Raw genomic sequence first — 14,201 nt, 5'->3', positions numbered from 1 at the left:
GATGAGCATTTTCGATTTGATACGCCAGGCCAAGGAGGCCGCTGCCCCGCCCCCTGCTGCGCCGGCACCCACCACCCCTGCCACGGGCTTGCAGGCGCGCGTGATCGAGGTCCTGCGAACCGTGTTCGACCCGGAAATCCCGGTCAATATCTACGACCTGGGCCTCGTCTACGGCCTGGACGTGGACGAAGCCCAGGGCAAGGTGCATATCCGCCTGACGCTGACCGCCCCCGGCTGCCCGGTGGCACAGACCTTTCCCGAACTGGTCGGCAGCACCGTCGACGCGCTGCCCGGCGTGAACGAGGTCGAGGTCGAACTGGTGTGGGAGCCGCCCTGGTCCAAGGACAAGATGAGCGAGGCGGCGCGCCTGCAACTGGGGCTGCTGTGATGGCCGACTGGACCGACGTCGCCCTGGCCGACGGCTTCCCGCCCGGCAGCTGCCGCACCGTGGACGTGGACGGCGTGCCCATCGCCGTGTTCAACGTCAACGGCCGCTACCATGCGATCGAGGACGTGTGCACCCACGAGGCCGAGACCCTGTCCGGCGGCGAGCTGCTGGACGACATCATCGTCTGTCCCCGCCACGGCGCGCAGTTCTCACTGGTCACCGGCGAGGCGCTGTCGCCGCCGGCCTACGAGGCGGTGGCGACCTTCCCGGTGCGGGTCGAGAACGGCATGGTGCAGGTGAGGGACGACCGGTTCGACTAACACCTCGTTGCCGCGGACATCCCTGGCGGGCCGCCGCTGAACTCAAATGGGGCACAGGCAGGAGGTGCAGGCGCTCAGGCCACGGGCGGCACCAGAATGGTTGCCGCCGCCGGCGCCGCCAGTTCGGGGTAATCGCGGCTGAAGTGCAGGCCGCGGCTTTCGCGCCGCAACTGGGCCGAGCGCACGATGAGTTCGGCCACCTGCACCAGGTTGCGCAGCTCCAGCAGGTCGCGCGTGACGTGGAAGTGGGCGTAGAACTCCTGGATCTCGGCCTGCAGCAGCGTGATGCGGTGGGCGGCGCGCTCCAGGCGCTTGTTGGTGCGCACTATGCCCACGTAGTCCCACATGAAGCGGCGCAGCTCGTCCCAGTTGTGCGAGATGACGACGGCTTCGTCGGCATCGGTGACGCGGCTGTCGTCCCAGCGCGGCACCGCCGGGATGGGCTGCTGCGGCGCGGTGGCAATCGCCTGGGCGGCGGCGCGGGCAAACACCATGCATTCGAGCAGCGAGTTGCTGGCCAGGCGGTTGGCGCCGTGCAGGCCGGTGCAGGCGGTTTCGCCAATGGCAAACAGGCCGGGCAGGTCGGTGCGGCCGGCCAGGTCGGTGAGCACGCCGCCGCAGGTGTAATGCGCGGCGGGCACGACCGGAATCGGCTGCCTGGTGATGTCTATGCCCAGTTCGGCGCAGCGCGCCAGGATGTTGGGGAAATGCGCCTGCAAAAACTCGGGGCTCTGGTGCGAGATGTCCAGGTGCACGCAGTCCAGGCCGCGTTTTTTCATTTCGTAGTCGATGGCGCGGGCCACCACGTCGCGCGGGGCGAGTTCGGCGCGGGCATCATGCCCGGGCATGAAGCGGGTGCCGTCGGGCAACAAAAGCCGCCCGCCCTCGCCGCGCACCGCTTCGCTGATCAGAAAGGACTTGGCGTGCGGGTGGTACAGGCAGGTCGGGTGGAACTGGATGAATTCCAGGTTGGCCACGCGGCAGCCGGCGCGCCAGGCGGCGGCAATGCCGTCGCCGGTGGCGGTGTCGGGGTTGGTGGTGTAGAGGTAGACCTTGCCGGCGCCGCCGGTGGCCAGAATGGTTTGCGGGGCGCGGAAGGTGACGACTTCGTCGGTGGCGTCGTCGAGCGCGTACAGGCCCAGGCAGCGCTGGCCCGGCAGGCCCAGCTTGCGCGCGGTGATCAGGTCCACCAGCGTGTGGTGCTCGAACAGCGTGATGCCGGGCGTGGCGCGCACCACGTCGATGAGCGTGCGCTGCACCGCCGCGCCGGTGGCGTCGGTGACATGGGCGATGCGGCGCGCGCCGTGGCCGCCTTCGCGCGTCAGGTGCAGCTGCTCGCCCTCGAGCGAAAAAGGCACGCCCAGGTCGCGCAGCCAGGCAATGGCGTCGGGGGCGTTTTCCACCACGAAGCGGGTGGCGGCCAGATCGCACAGGCCGGCGCCGGCCACCAGGGTGTCGTTGACATGGGCGTCGAAGCTGTCGCCGTCGGCCAGCACGGCGGCAATGCCGCCCTGGGCCCAGCCGCTGGCACCGTCGCTCAAGCACCGCTTGGTCAGCACGGCCACGCGGTGGGTGGGGGCCAGGTGCAGGGCGGCAGACAGGCCGGCCAGGCCGCTGCCGACAATCAAAACATCAAAATCGTGTTGCATGGTCGCAGGCAGGGCGGGGTTGAAGATGAATATCAAGCCGGGGTGTAGGCCAGGCGCACGTAAATCGGGGCAAAGGCCTCGGCTTGCGTGACCTCCAGCAAGCCTTCCTTGGCCAGTTCAAGCATGGCGATGAAGGTCACCACCAGCACCGGCATGCCGCGTGCGGTGTCGAACAGGTCTTCAAATTCCAGAAACTTGCGGCCCTGCAGGCGGCGCAGCACGATGCTCATGTGTTCGCGCACCGAAAGTGCTTCGCGGCTGATGTGGTGGTGCTGCACCAGCTTGGCGCGGCGCACGATGTCGCGCCAGGCCTCCTGCAGATCGACCACATGCACGTCGGGAAAGCGCGGCTGCAGCGACTGCTCCACATAGACCTGGGCGCGCAGGAAGTCACGCCCGTATTGCGGTACTTCGTTGAGCTTGTGGGCGGCCAGCTTGATCTGCTCGTACTCGAGCAGGCGGCGCACCAGTTCGGCCCGCGGGTCTTCGGCTTCCTCGCCTTCGGCCGTCTTCTTGGGCGGCAGCAGCATGCGCGACTTGATCTCTATCAGCATGGCGGCCATCAGCAGGTATTCGGCGGCCAGCTCCAGGTTGGTGGCCCGGATCTCGTCGACATAGCTGAGGTATTGGCGCGTGACCGCCGCCATGGGGATGTCGAGGATGTTGAAGTTCTGCTTGCGGATCAGGTAGAGCAGCAAGTCCAGCGGGCCCTCAAATGCCTCCAGAAACACCTGCAGCGCATCCGGCGGGATGTACAGGTCGTGCGGCATGGCAAACAGCGGCTCGCCGTACAGGCGGGCCAGCGCGACCTGGTCAATCACGGCGGGCATGCCCGGACTTGCGGCCGCAGGCAGCTCGGGCCCGGCCGCGGGCGGCAGTTCCTGGAGGACGGCAGAAGAAGGGTTTGGGGACATGTTGCAGCAGTGGCACTCAGGAGGCGGCTGATTTGCTATGAAAAATATAGCTTATTGCGCCCGTCCCATAAGGGCTGGCGGCCTGTTTTTGGCCTGTTTGGCGCTTACTTGCTGTTGGCGTGGCCGCTGGTGCCGTAGACATAGGGCTGCTGGGGCACGCTGGCCTCGCGGTACTCGGCCTGGTCGTCGAGGTTCAGGTTTTTGTCCCACAGCAGGGCGCGGCCGGCCCGTTGCTCGGCTTCCAGCGTGGGCTTGTTGCTCTTGAGCTGGTCGATGAACTGCGTGACTTCTGAGGTGTAGTCGGGCCGGCGAAAGAAGGACATGGGTCTAAACTGCCTAAAACGTATAGTTGGTGGATTTTACCGGGGACTGCCGTGCTTTCATTGTTTCGCCTCTCCAGGCCTTTCTCCAGCGCTGTTTCCGGGGACTTTGCCGTCCCGGTTTTCTTCAACACAAGGACCATGGCCTGTATGGGTTTGCTGTCATTCATTCTGGGGCTGGTGGGTTGCGATTCCCGGCGCATTGCCGAGCTGGAAGAGGGCGTGTCCACCGAGGCCGATGTCCGGGCCCGTTTCGGCGAACCGGAAAAAATCTGGGACGCCACCGACATGGCCGAGACGCCCCTGCCGGGCGTTACCGCCGCGCCGGGTGCGCGCACCTTTGAGTACAACCGCCAGCCGCAAGGCCTGGTCAACTACATGATCACCATAGGCGCCGACGGCAGGATGAGCGCGCTCAGGCAGGTCTTGAACCCGCAGAGCTTTGCCAGGGTGCTGCCCGGCATGCGCATGGAGCAGGTGCGCAAAATGCTGGGCAAGCCGATGAAGGTCACGCCTTATGTCCTGAAGCGGGAAACGCACTACGACTGGCGCTACCTGAACCCGCCCAACACGGCGCGGATTTTTACCGTGGTCTTTGATCCGGAGCTGAAGGTGCTGGGCACCGAGTCGGTGGATGAGGAAAGCATCAGACCCTTGGGGGGTAACCGCTGAAAAACAGGCGCCAGCCCATGAGTGACGGGCGCAGGAAGCTATTGTTTTTATAGCGAATCGGTGTTTGCCAGAAAACCCGGGAGTTTTTCGTCAGGGGTTGGCAGCGGGACCTCCTGTGCAACGCGACGAGCGGCGTGCGACAACAGGTCGCGGAACCAGCGGTGTGACGGCGAATGGTGCGAGCGCTCGTGCCAGAGTTGATAAAAGCGCATGCGCGGAAAATCAAACGGCGCCGGGCTGACTGCCAGCGGCAGCATGCGCACGTAATGCTCCGCGAAGTGGCGCGTGGTCGTGAACACCAGGTCGGTGTTCACAAGCAGGTAGGGGGCGAGCCCAAAAAACGGCACGACGACAGCCGCATGGCGCGACACGCGCAAGCTCGCGAGATACATGTCGATGAGGCCGCGATGCGACTGCGAATACGGGAAGGGCACGATATGGCGCGCCGCGAGGTACTGCTCGCGGGTCAGGCCGCAGGCTGCTCGCCGGTCGTGGCCGCTCATCAGGCAGATCACCTCGTCTTCAAGCAGAACCGACAGGTGCAGCTGCTGCGGCGGCTGGGGCCAGTTGCCGATGACCACGTCGAGATCGCCCTGCGCGAGCGCGCGCTCATAGTCGAAGTCGGCACCGAGCGGCTGCACCATGAGCCGGGCTCGGGGCGCTTCGCGCCCGAAGCGCTCGACCGTCCCGGCCAGGAAGGACGCCGCCATGAAATCCGGCGAACCGATGCGAAAGGTTTGCGTGCTCGACGCCGGCTCGAACAGTTCGGCATCGGCGCGCATGGCGTCAATCTCGCCGAGCGCACGTCGCGCATGTTCGCGCAGCACCAGCGCCCGGTCGGTGGGCACCATGCCGCCCTTTTCGCGCACCAGCAAGGGGTCGTCAAAAATCTCCCGCAGCCGTTTTAGCGCAATGCTGATGGCCGGTTGCGACTGGTTCAGCCGGATGGCAGTGCGCGATACATTGCGCTCCGTGACCAGGGTCACCAGCACACGCAGCAGGTAGCTCTCGACGGGATCGGCGGGTCTGCTCATGGTTCGGTTCTCACATTCGTCGAGCTAAATGGTATTCGGATTCTGCAATGCTGCTTATAGCAATCCCCGTGCGCGGCGCCAGCCACTTGTTCGTAGACTGGCGGTGCCTTCGCACGGCGCGTCAATGGCGCGCCTGAAATCGAAAGCAATAGTCAGGCCCGGACGGGCTTGTCGCTCCCCCAAGCAACACAGGTAAAAAGCATGAATACAGCCAGCGTCACGCTACCCCTTGCCCAGGCACCCGCAAAGACGGATCTGGACAATGTGTACAAGAAGATTTTTCTGCGGTTGATCCCGTTTTTGATGATGCTGTGGATCCTCGCCTGGATAGACCGCGTCAACATCGGCTTCGTCAAACTGACCATGCTCGACGACCTGAAATGGAGCGAGGCGGTTTACGGTCTGGGCGCCGGCATTTTCTTCCTCGGCTATTTCTTCTTCGAAGTGCCGAGCAACCTGCTGCTGCAAAAGATCGGCGCGAAAAAAACCATCATGCGCATCACGATTGGCTGGGGCCTGACCAGCATCGCGATGATGTTCGTGAAGACGCCGCAGATGTTTTATTTCCTGCGTTTCCTGCTCGGCGTCTTCGAGGCGGGCTTTTACCCCGGCATCATCCTCTACCTCACGTTCTGGTTCCCGAACGACCGCCGGGCCAAGGCCTTCGGCATGTTCATGTCGGCCTCGGCGCTGGCGGGTGTGATTGGCGGGCCGCTGGCTGGCTTCATCATGACCTCGCTCAACGGTGTCAACGGCTGGCAGGGCTGGCAGTGGGTGTTTCTGCTGGAAGGCATCCCATCGGTGATTGCCGGTTTCGTGACTTGGTTTTACCTGACCGACAAGCCCGAACAAGCCGGCTGGCTGACGCAGCGGGAGCGCGATCTGGTGCGCGCCGACCTGGAGCGCGACGCCAAGGCCCTGGGCCACCGCGAGCACAGCATGCTGGCCTCGCTGAAGGATTCGAAGATCTGGCTGATGATCCTGATCTACTTCTGCATCATCGCGGCCAACTCCTCGCTGACCTTCTACGGCCCGACGCTGGTCAAGGAAGTCGGCTTCACCAGCCCGCTGGCGGTTGGCTGGATCATGGCCGGCGCCTATCTGTGCGGCGCGGTGGGCATGATTCTGAACGGATTTCATTCCGACAAACACCAGGAATCACGCTACCACTGCGGCATTGCGGCGGCACTCGGATCGGCCTCGCTGCTGGTGATTGCCCTGGTGCTCAAGACCAGCCCGCTGCTGACCCTGGCGATGCTGACGCTGGCCATTGTCGGCACCATGAGCGCCATTCCCGTGTTCTGGCAAATGCCCAACCGCTTTCTGTCAGGCACGGCGGCGGCCGGCGGTGTGGCGCTGATCAACTCGGTGGCGAATCTGGCCGGCTTCGGTGCGCCCTGGATGCTGGGCCTCATCAAGACCTCGACCGGCTCGCTGTCCGCCGGCCTGTACGTGGTGGCTGCCTTCGAGATCTGCGCGACGCTGCTGATCCTGAGCTTCGTCCCGCGCATGCACAAGACCCATGCGGCCGTCAAGGCGAGCTTTCGTTAAGTCTGGTCAGCAACGGAAAACCGCCATGGCCGAAGCGACACGCGCGTTCGACCTCGATGCCGTCAACGCCATGGCAGCGAGCTCGAGCTCAACCAGGCGCGGTGCAAATCGCTTGCATCACGCGGCTGCGCGTCGACGCCGGGGTGGCGGCCTGAAAAGGCCGGGCGTAGCCTGGGTTCAGATAAAAAAGTGCATGCAGCCCAATCGGAACGGGCGCAGCCAGCTACTGTTTTTATAGCGAATCTATTTTTTCCAGGAAGCCCGTGCGCTCCATCACGGCCCGGGGTTGGGCGTTGAGCCCGGCCACCACCAGCCGGCCACCGCGCAGCACGATGGCCTTGCGCAACTGCTCCAGCACATCGAGCCCCGAGGTATCCAGCGACTGCAGCGACTGCACATCCAGCCGGATCACCAGTCCCTGCGGCGCGCTTTCCACCACGCTCAGAATCGGGTCGATCTTGGCCACCGCGCCAAAAAACAGCGCGCCGTAAAGCTGAAAGCTGGCGGCCTCGGCACTGCGTGCGACCTCCACCACCTGGAACAGGCTGCTCATGCGCCGCACAAACAGCACGCAGGCCAGGATCAGCCCGACCTGCAGGGCCACGGTCAGGTCAAAAATCACCGTCAGCAAAAACGTGCCCAGCATGATGAGGCGGTAGTGGCTGCTGGCGCGCCCCAGCTCGGCAAACTCGCTCCACTCGCCCATGTTCCAGGCCACGTAAAGCAGTATGCCGGCCAGCACCGCCAGCGGCACATGCACGGCCAGCGGCGCCGCCGCCAGCACCACCACCACCAGCGTGAGAGCATGCACCAGGCCCGAGATCGGCGAGGTCGCACCGGCGCGCACGTTGGTGACGGTGCGGGCAATCGTGCCGGTGGCCGGCATGCCGCCAAAAAACGGCACCACGAAATTGGCCACGCCCTGCGCCATCAGTTCCTGGTTGGGGTCGTGCCGGGGCTGGCCCGAGATCTGGTCGGCCACGCGCGCGCACAGCAGCGACTCCACCGCGCCCAGCATCGCAATCGTGATGGTGGGAGTCAGCAGCAGCCTGACCGTCGCCCATGAAAAATCGGGCAGGGCAAAGCTGGGCAGGGCGCGCGGAATGCCGCCAAAGCGCGTGCCTATGGTTTCTATGGGCAGGCTCAGCACATAGGCAAATGCCGTCAGCGTGAGCAGCGCCACAATGGGGCCCGGCATGCGCGCGGCCATGCGCATGGCGTGTCCCAGTTCCACACTCTCCAGCGACTGGAGCATTTTGACGAGGCGGGTCGTCAAGCCGTTGGCCTGGTCCGTACCAAACAGTCGGGGCCAGACAAACAGGCCCAGCAGGCAGCTCAGCCCCAGGCCCAGCGCGTAGGGGTTGATGCCGCCGAGGTTGCCGCCAATCGCGTGCGCCAGCACATTGATTTGCGAAAAAAAATCGGCGGGCATTTTGGGCACGACCAAGCCCAGCAAGTCCTTGACCTGCGACAGCACAATCAGCACCGCAATGCCGTTGGTGAAGCCCACCACAATGCTGACCGGCACATAGCGTACCAGCGTGCCCAGCTTGAGAAACCCCAGTAAAAACAGCAGCACGCCGGCGCAGGCGGTGGAAATCAGCAAATTGGCCAGGCCATAGCGCTCCAGAATGCCGTACACGATGACGATAAAGGCGCCCGCCGGCCCGCCAATCTGCACCGCCGAGCCGCCCAGGGCGGAGATCAGGGCGCCGGCAATGATGGCAGTCCAGATGCCGGCTTCGGGCTTGAGGCCCGAGGCAATGGCAAAGGCCATGGCCAGCGGCAAGGCCACGATGCCCACCGTCAGGCCGGCACCCGCGTCCTTGAGAAACCTTTCCCGCGTGTAGCCTGCAAGCGCGGACAGCAGGCGGGGGCGAAATGGTGCTAGATAAGCGGGTAAATGCATGAGCGGCATTGTGCACTTCGGGCGTCAACGAACAATGTGCTTATTCCGTGAAAAATGTCCGTTGTTAAGTTAGTAATAGCTTGTTACATTGTTTTCAGGGCTTAGGTCCATTTGGTTAATGTCTGCTTGTTGACGGTGCGTGGCCTTCCATTCGGTTTCCAGAAGGTCCTCTCATGCTGCATGGTGTTCCTGAGGACGTATTTTGCGTGACTTGCTGCACTCATCGGTCGTCTTTCTGACCCGTCTTGCGACCTGCCTGGCAGGGCTGCTGCTTGTTCATGGCCTGGTTTTTGCGCAGGCGGCTGCCGCCCCCCCGATGGGGGCGCCGCGGCCGATTTCCTCATCGAGCGATTTGCTCGGCGCACACGGTCTCAGGGGTGAGGGTTGGGTGGTGCTGGATCCTTCGGGCACGCTGACGGTAGACCAGGTCCATGCCCGGTTTGAGGCCGGCGAGGGCCGCGTCGCCAATGCCGGCGAGATCATGCCCACCGGCGGCGGCCTGGCGCTTTGGTACCGGCTCAAGTTGCCGGCGGTGAGCTCGCCCACGCCGCTGGTGCTGACGGTGCCTCACGCCGGCATGAACAGCGTGGACCTGTACCGCCCGGCTGCGCAGGCCGGCAGCGCTGGCGCCGGCCAGTGGCAACTGCAGCGCTCGGGCAATCAGATTCCTGTCGCGGCCTGGCCGGTGCGGCACCTGCATCCGGCATTCGAACTGCTGGTCCAGCCCCATGAAAGCCAGCCCAGCTATCTGCGGGTGATGCACAACTACCCCATCAACGTGTACTGGACGCTGTCGGACGCGAACGGTTTTCATGAGCAGAGCAAGCAATGGCATTTGCTGCTGGGGGTTTATATCGGGCTGGTGCTGTTCATTGTGCTGATCAGCAGCCTCCAGGCCGTGTCGTGGCGCGATCCCATCCATCTTTGGTACGCGGGCTATGTGCTGGTCATGGCCGTGGGCCAGCTGTCGTTGACGGGTCTGGGCGGTGAGTATCTCTGGCCGGACCACGCCTGGTGGAACGACCTCGCCCCCGCCGTGCTGACGCTGGTGGCCGCGGCCTGGCTGCATCTGCTGCTGCGCCAGCTGGTGGTGGACCGGAATATGTTCTGGCTGCCCCGCGGGCTGCTGGCCATGGCGGCCTTGGGGGGGGCGATCGTGGTGGACTTGTTGGCGCTGGGACGCCGGCCGTCCTATCCCTTGCTGGCGCCCTATTACCTGGCGAGCCTGGCCACCTACCTGGGAGTGGCCGGCTGGTACGCGTGGCGCAGGCCCCGGGTGGGTGTGTGGGTGCTGGCCGCCATGGCCTGCCTGGTGGTTGGGGCCATCTTCCCCATCCTGCGCACGCTGAGCCTGCTGCCCCTGAGTCTGGCCACGCAATACGGCGAGCAAATTGGCGCCGCCTTTGAAATTCCCCTGCTACTGATTGCGCTTTACCTGCGCAGCCGCGAACGGCGCGACAACCGGGCGCGAGTGGGGGCGCTGACCCGTGTGGATCCGCTGAGCGGCGTGGCCAGCCACGGCGTGTTGTTGCAGCGGCTGGAGCAGCTGCTGCTTCGCCAGCAGCGCGACCCGGATCTGGGGGCCGTGCTGCGCATACGGCTCAGCAACGCGAATGAAATCCGCCAGGAATACGGCATGGAGATCGCGCAAAACGCGGTGGTGCATGCGGGGGCCTGCATCACCAGCGTGGCGCATGAAGGCGACACCGTGGGTCGCCATCGCGACGGTGACTTTGTGCTGATTTTGCAAGGCCATCTGACGCACCAGCAACTGGCCGACATCGGACAGCGCCTCATCGTCCGCGGCCTGGCAGAAAGCCCGGGCCTACCGCCCAATATGGTGCTCAAGCTCAAACTGGCGGTGGCCGAGGCGCCGTTCAGGGCCTCCGATGCCACTTTTTTACTGGAGTCCCTGGGCCGCGTGCTGGGTGAGCTGGCGGGCCGTTCGGGCACGGCGCTGCGCTTTGTGAGCTGGCCACGGCCAAGGACCGGATCGCTGGTCTAGCGGTGGTCCCGGGCGCGCCGACTCAGTGAATGCGCATGCCCGGCGTCGCGCCCGGCAGGGGCTCCAGCACATAAATGCCGGGCCGGGCCTTTTCGTCGGCGTGGCTGGCGGCCAGCACCATGCCCTCGCTGAGGCCGAACTTCATCTTGCGCGGCGCCAGATTGGCCACCAGCACCGTGTGCTTGCCGATCAGGTCTTCCGGCTGGTAGCTTGAGGCAATGCCGCTGAAGACGTTGCGCATGCGGCCTTCCCCGGCATCCAGCGTCAGGCGCAGCAGCTTGGTCGAGCCGTCCACCGGTTCGCAGTTGACGATTTTGGCAATGCGCAGGTCCACCTTGGCGAAGTCGTCGATGGTGATGGCGGGGGCAAGCGCCTCGCCGCCGGGCAGCTCTGAAGATGCTATCGATTCAGTAGCTGCCTGCGCAGGTTCTGCCTGGGCTGGAGGCTCAAACAATGCCTCAAGCTGTTTGATGTCGACGCGCTGCATGAGATGCTTGTAGTCGCCGATCAGGTGACCCTGCCCCAGGCTGCCGGCCGCGTCGGCAAAGGTCAGCGGACCGGTTTTCAGGAAAGCTTCCACCTCGGTGGCCAGGGCGGGCAGCACCGGCTTGAGGTAGAGGGTCAGCAGGCGGAAGGCCTCAATGCACACCGTGCACACGTCGTGCAGGCGGGCGGTCATGCCTTCCTGTTTGGCCAGCTCCCAGGGCTTGTTCTGGTCCACATAGCTGTTGACGCGGTCCGTCAGCAGCATGGTTTCGCGCAAGGCCTTGGCGTATTCGCGGCTTTCAAAGAGCTGCTCGATGGGGCTTTTCTGCGCGCGCAAGGTGTCCAGCAGCGTGGCGCCGTCGGCCGAGACTTCGCCAAGTTTTCCGGCAAAGCGCTTGGCGATAAAGCCGGCCGCCCGGCTGGCAATGTTGATGTATTTGCCGACCAGGTCGCTGTTGACGCGCGCCATGAAATCGTCGGCATTGAAGTCAATGTCTTCGTTGCGCGCATTGAGCTTGGCCGCCAGGTAGTAGCGCAGCCATTCCGGGTTCATGCCCAGGCTCAGGTACTTGAGCGGGTCCAGGCCGGTGCCGCGGCTCTTGCTCATCTTCTCGCCGTTGTTCACCGTCAGGAAGCCGTGCACAAAGATGTTGTCCGGCGTCTTGCGGCCGCTGAAGTGCAGCATCGCCGGCCAGAACAGGGTGTGGAAGGTGACGATGTCCTTGCCGATGAAGTGGTATTGCTCAAGGCCCGGCGTGGCCATGTAGCTGTCATAGCTCTGGCCGCGCTTTTCCAGCAGGTTTTTCAGCGAGGCCAGGTAGCCGACCGGGGCGTCCAGCCAGACATAAAAATACTTGCCCGGCGCATCGGGGATTTCGATGCCGAAGTAAGGCGCGTCTCTGGAGATGTCCCAGTCGCCCAGGCCCTCGCTGGTCGTGCCGTCGGCGTTCTCGCGCACCGAAAACCACTCCTTGACCTTGTTGGCCACTTCGGGCTGCAGTTTGCCGTCTTGCGTCCAGGCTTGCAGAAATTCAACGCAGCGCGGGTCAGACAGCTTGAAGAAGAAGTGCTCCGAGGTCTTGAGCACCGGCTTGGAACCCGACAGGGCCGAGTAGGGGTTGATCAGCTGGATAGGCGCATAGACCGCGCCACAGACTTCGCAGTTGTCGCCGTACTGGTCCTTGGCGTGACATTTCGGGCATTCGCCCTTGATGAAGCGGTCGGGCAGGAACATGTTCTTTTCCGGGTCAAAGAACTGTTCTACGGTATTGCTTTCGATCAGGCCGGCTTTTTTCAGATCCAGGTAGATCTGCTGCGCCAGCTGGTGATTTTCCGGCCCGTCGGTCGAATGCCAGTTGTCAAAACTGATGTGAAAACCGTCCAGGTAGGGCTTGCGGCCCGCCGCGATGTCGGCCACGAACTGCTGCGGCGTCTTGCCGGCCTTTTCGGCGGCAATCATGATAGGCGCGCCGTGGGCGTCGTCGGCACAACAGAAGTTCACCTCATGGCCCTGCATTCGCTGAAAGCGCACCCAGATGTCGGCCTGGATGTATTCCATGATGTGGCCAATATGGAAATTGCCGTTGGCGTAGGGGAGGGCGGTGGTGACAAACAGGCGGCGCTGGGACATATAAAGTTTTTTGGGGCTTTAGAGGGCTAACCCTGGATTTTAAGTCGCCCGGGGCAGAATGCCTGGCGGCAATCCCCCATGACCCCATGGCTCGCGCCGCGGCGTTAGACTTCATGACAACCCCAGGGACAGATGCGTTGCCGCAAAAAGCGCTCCGCCTGCCTTGTCAGATTCACATGGAGAGTTCCCCGATGGCCCCCGAAGAACAGCTGCAACAACAGACGGTATTGAATGCCTTGCAAACCGTGCTGGACCCCAATACCGGCAAGGATTTCGTCAGCAGCAAAGCGGTAAAAAACCTGCAAATCAGCGGCAGCGATGTGTCGTTTGATGTGGAACTGGGCTACCCCGCCAAGAGCCAGATTCCGGGGTTGCGCAAGAGCCTGATTGCGGCCGTCAAGGGCGTTGCGGGTGTGGGCAACGTGTCGGTCAATGTCACCTCCAAAGTCGTCAGCCACAGCGTGCAGCGCGGCGTGCAGCTCTTGCCGAATGTGAAGAACATCATTGCCGTGGCCTCCGGCAAGGGCGGCGTGGGCAAAAGCACCACCGCCGTCAACCTGGCCCTGGCGCTCGCCGCCGAAGGTGCCAGCGTGGGCCTGCTCGATGCCGACATTTACGGCCCCAGCCAGCCCATGATGATGGGCATCGAAGGCCGGCCCGAGAGCCTGGACGGCAAAAACATGGAACCCATGGAAAACTACGGCCTGCAGGTCATGTCCATCGGTTTCCTGGTGGCGCAGGACGAGGCCATGATCTGGCGCGGCCCCATGGCGACCCAGGCGCTGGAGCAGCTTTTGCGCCAGACCAACTGGAAAGACCTGGATTACCTGATCGTCGACCTGCCGCCCGGCACCGGCGACATCCAGCTCACGCTGTCCCAGCGCGTGCCCATGACGGGCGCCGTCATCGTCACGACACCGCAGGACATTGCGCTGCTCGATGCCAAGAAAGGCATCAAGATGTTCGAGAAGGTCGGCGTGCCGATTCTGGGCATCGTGGAAAACATGGCGGTGCATGTGTGCAGCCAGTGCGGCCATGTGGAACACATTTTCGGCCAGGAAGGCGGCAAGAAAATGGCGGCTGAGTACGGTATGGACTACCTCGGCGCCCTGCCGCTGGACATGCAAATCCGCCTGCAGGCCGACGGCGGCCGGCCAACCGTGGTGGCCGACCCCGACGGCGATGTGGCGGCCATCTACAAGGCCATCGCGCGCAAGATGGCGATCACGGTGGCGGCGAAAGCCAAGGACTTCTCGGCCAAATTCCCGACGATCACGATCTCGAAAAATACCTGATTCGGCTTAAGTGCCAGGCGGACTTTTG

Annotated in this window: 12 protein-coding genes; 6 read left to right on the top strand and 6 right to left on the bottom strand. The window is 63.9% G+C overall.

What is annotated here, in order from left to right; all coding sequences use genetic code 11:
* Position 1: 1 nt before the first annotated feature.
* Positions 2-388 (top strand): SUF system Fe-S cluster assembly protein, encoded by a 387-nt coding sequence (locus PJE01S_RS09335; RefSeq protein WP_068833085.1) that lies wholly within the window; start codon positions 2-4, stop codon positions 386-388.
* Positions 388-708 carry a non-heme iron oxygenase ferredoxin subunit gene (locus PJE01S_RS09330; protein WP_068833083.1) on the top strand — a complete coding sequence of 107 codons (321 nt, stop codon included), beginning with the start codon at positions 388-390 and terminating at the stop codon, positions 706-708. The genes PJE01S_RS09335 and PJE01S_RS09330 overlap by 1 nt, the downstream gene beginning before the upstream one ends.
* Positions 709-782: 74 nt before the next feature.
* Here the strand turns inward: PJE01S_RS09330 and nadB are convergent, their stop codons facing one another.
* The 3 genes from nadB to PJE01S_RS09315 form a co-directional block, all read right to left on the bottom strand.
* Positions 783-2,357, bottom strand: coding sequence for an L-aspartate oxidase (gene nadB, locus PJE01S_RS09325; RefSeq protein WP_068833421.1), 1,575 nt, complete (start codon positions 2,355-2,357; stop codon positions 783-785).
* Positions 2,358-2,389: 32 nt separating this feature from the next.
* Positions 2,390-3,187, bottom strand: a complete 798-nt coding sequence (locus PJE01S_RS09320) for a segregation and condensation protein A (protein WP_377372016.1) — start codon at positions 3,185-3,187, stop codon at positions 2,390-2,392.
* Between the two features lie 188 nt (positions 3,188-3,375).
* Positions 3,376-3,594: a DUF3460 family protein gene (locus tag PJE01S_RS09315; RefSeq protein ID WP_068833080.1), complete on the bottom strand. Its 219-nt coding sequence runs from the start codon at positions 3,592-3,594 to the stop codon at positions 3,376-3,378.
* A gap of 147 nt (positions 3,595-3,741) precedes the next feature.
* Here PJE01S_RS09315 and PJE01S_RS09310 point away from each other — a divergent pair, with 147 nt between their 5' ends.
* Positions 3,742-4,263 (top strand): hypothetical protein, encoded by a 522-nt coding sequence (locus PJE01S_RS09310; protein WP_068833078.1) that lies wholly within the window; start codon positions 3,742-3,744, stop codon positions 4,261-4,263.
* 47 nt (positions 4,264-4,310) lie between these two features.
* Here PJE01S_RS09310 and PJE01S_RS09305 read toward each other — a convergent pair whose 3' ends face one another.
* Positions 4,311-5,297 (bottom strand): LysR family transcriptional regulator, encoded by a 987-nt coding sequence (locus tag PJE01S_RS09305; protein WP_068833076.1) that lies wholly within the window; start codon positions 5,295-5,297, stop codon positions 4,311-4,313.
* Positions 5,298-5,498: 201 nt separating this feature from the next.
* Here PJE01S_RS09305 and PJE01S_RS09300 point away from each other — a divergent pair, with 201 nt between their 5' ends.
* Positions 5,499-6,848 (top strand): MFS transporter, encoded by a 1,350-nt coding sequence (locus PJE01S_RS09300; protein WP_068833075.1) that lies wholly within the window; start codon positions 5,499-5,501, stop codon positions 6,846-6,848.
* Positions 6,849-7,080: 232 nt separating this feature from the next.
* Here PJE01S_RS09300 and PJE01S_RS09295 read toward each other — a convergent pair whose 3' ends face one another.
* Positions 7,081-8,757, bottom strand: a complete 1,677-nt coding sequence (locus PJE01S_RS09295) for a SulP family inorganic anion transporter (RefSeq protein WP_068833420.1) — start codon at positions 8,755-8,757, stop codon at positions 7,081-7,083.
* A 202-nt stretch (positions 8,758-8,959) separates the two neighbouring features.
* Here PJE01S_RS09295 and PJE01S_RS09290 point away from each other — a divergent pair, with 202 nt between their 5' ends.
* Positions 8,960-10,762, top strand: coding sequence for a sensor domain-containing diguanylate cyclase (locus PJE01S_RS09290; protein WP_245660702.1), 1,803 nt, complete (start codon positions 8,960-8,962; stop codon positions 10,760-10,762).
* A 22-nt stretch (positions 10,763-10,784) separates the two neighbouring features.
* Here the strand turns inward: PJE01S_RS09290 and metG are convergent, their stop codons facing one another.
* Positions 10,785-12,878, bottom strand: coding sequence for a methionine--tRNA ligase (metG, locus tag PJE01S_RS09285; protein WP_068833074.1), 2,094 nt, complete (start codon positions 12,876-12,878; stop codon positions 10,785-10,787).
* 191 nt (positions 12,879-13,069) lie between these two features.
* Here metG and apbC point away from each other — a divergent pair, with 191 nt between their 5' ends.
* Complete coding sequence (gene apbC / locus PJE01S_RS09280) at positions 13,070-14,173, top strand: iron-sulfur cluster carrier protein ApbC (protein ID WP_068833071.1); 1,104 nt, start codon at positions 13,070-13,072, stop codon at positions 14,171-14,173.
* The last annotated feature ends 28 nt before the right edge of the window (positions 14,174-14,201 follow it).

The sequence above is a fragment of the Polaromonas jejuensis NBRC 106434 genome, assembly GCF_001598235.1.
GTDB lineage: Bacteria > Pseudomonadota > Gammaproteobacteria > Burkholderiales > Burkholderiaceae_C > Polaromonas > Polaromonas jejuensis.
This window is presented reverse-complemented; position numbering and strand designations above follow the sequence as displayed.

Excerpts from the sequence above, each read along its gene's own strand:
- PJE01S_RS09315 (WP_068833080.1), bottom strand. The coding sequence starts at position 3,594 with ATGTCCTTCTTTCGCCGGCCCGACTACACCTCAGAAGTCACGCAGTTC.
- PJE01S_RS09300 (WP_068833075.1), top strand. The coding sequence starts at position 5,499 with ATGAATACAGCCAGCGTCACGCTACCCCTTGCCCAGGCACCCGCAAAG.
- PJE01S_RS09295 (WP_068833420.1), bottom strand. The coding sequence starts at position 8,757 with ATGCATTTACCCGCTTATCTAGCACCATTTCGCCCCCGCCTGCTGTCC.
- PJE01S_RS09320 (WP_377372016.1), bottom strand. The coding sequence starts at position 3,187 with ATGCCCGCCGTGATTGACCAGGTCGCGCTGGCCCGCCTGTACGGCGAG.
- apbC (WP_068833071.1), top strand. The coding sequence starts at position 13,070 with ATGGCCCCCGAAGAACAGCTGCAACAACAGACGGTATTGAATGCCTTG.
- metG (WP_068833074.1), bottom strand. The coding sequence starts at position 12,878 with ATGTCCCAGCGCCGCCTGTTTGTCACCACCGCCCTCCCCTACGCCAAC.
- nadB (WP_068833421.1), bottom strand. The coding sequence starts at position 2,357 with ATGCAACACGATTTTGATGTTTTGATTGTCGGCAGCGGCCTGGCCGGC.
- PJE01S_RS09330 (WP_068833083.1), top strand. The coding sequence starts at position 388 with ATGGCCGACTGGACCGACGTCGCCCTGGCCGACGGCTTCCCGCCCGGC.
- PJE01S_RS09335 (WP_068833085.1), top strand. The coding sequence starts at position 2 with ATGAGCATTTTCGATTTGATACGCCAGGCCAAGGAGGCCGCTGCCCCG.
- PJE01S_RS09310 (WP_068833078.1), top strand. The coding sequence starts at position 3,742 with ATGGGTTTGCTGTCATTCATTCTGGGGCTGGTGGGTTGCGATTCCCGG.
- PJE01S_RS09305 (WP_068833076.1), bottom strand. The coding sequence starts at position 5,297 with ATGAGCAGACCCGCCGATCCCGTCGAGAGCTACCTGCTGCGTGTGCTG.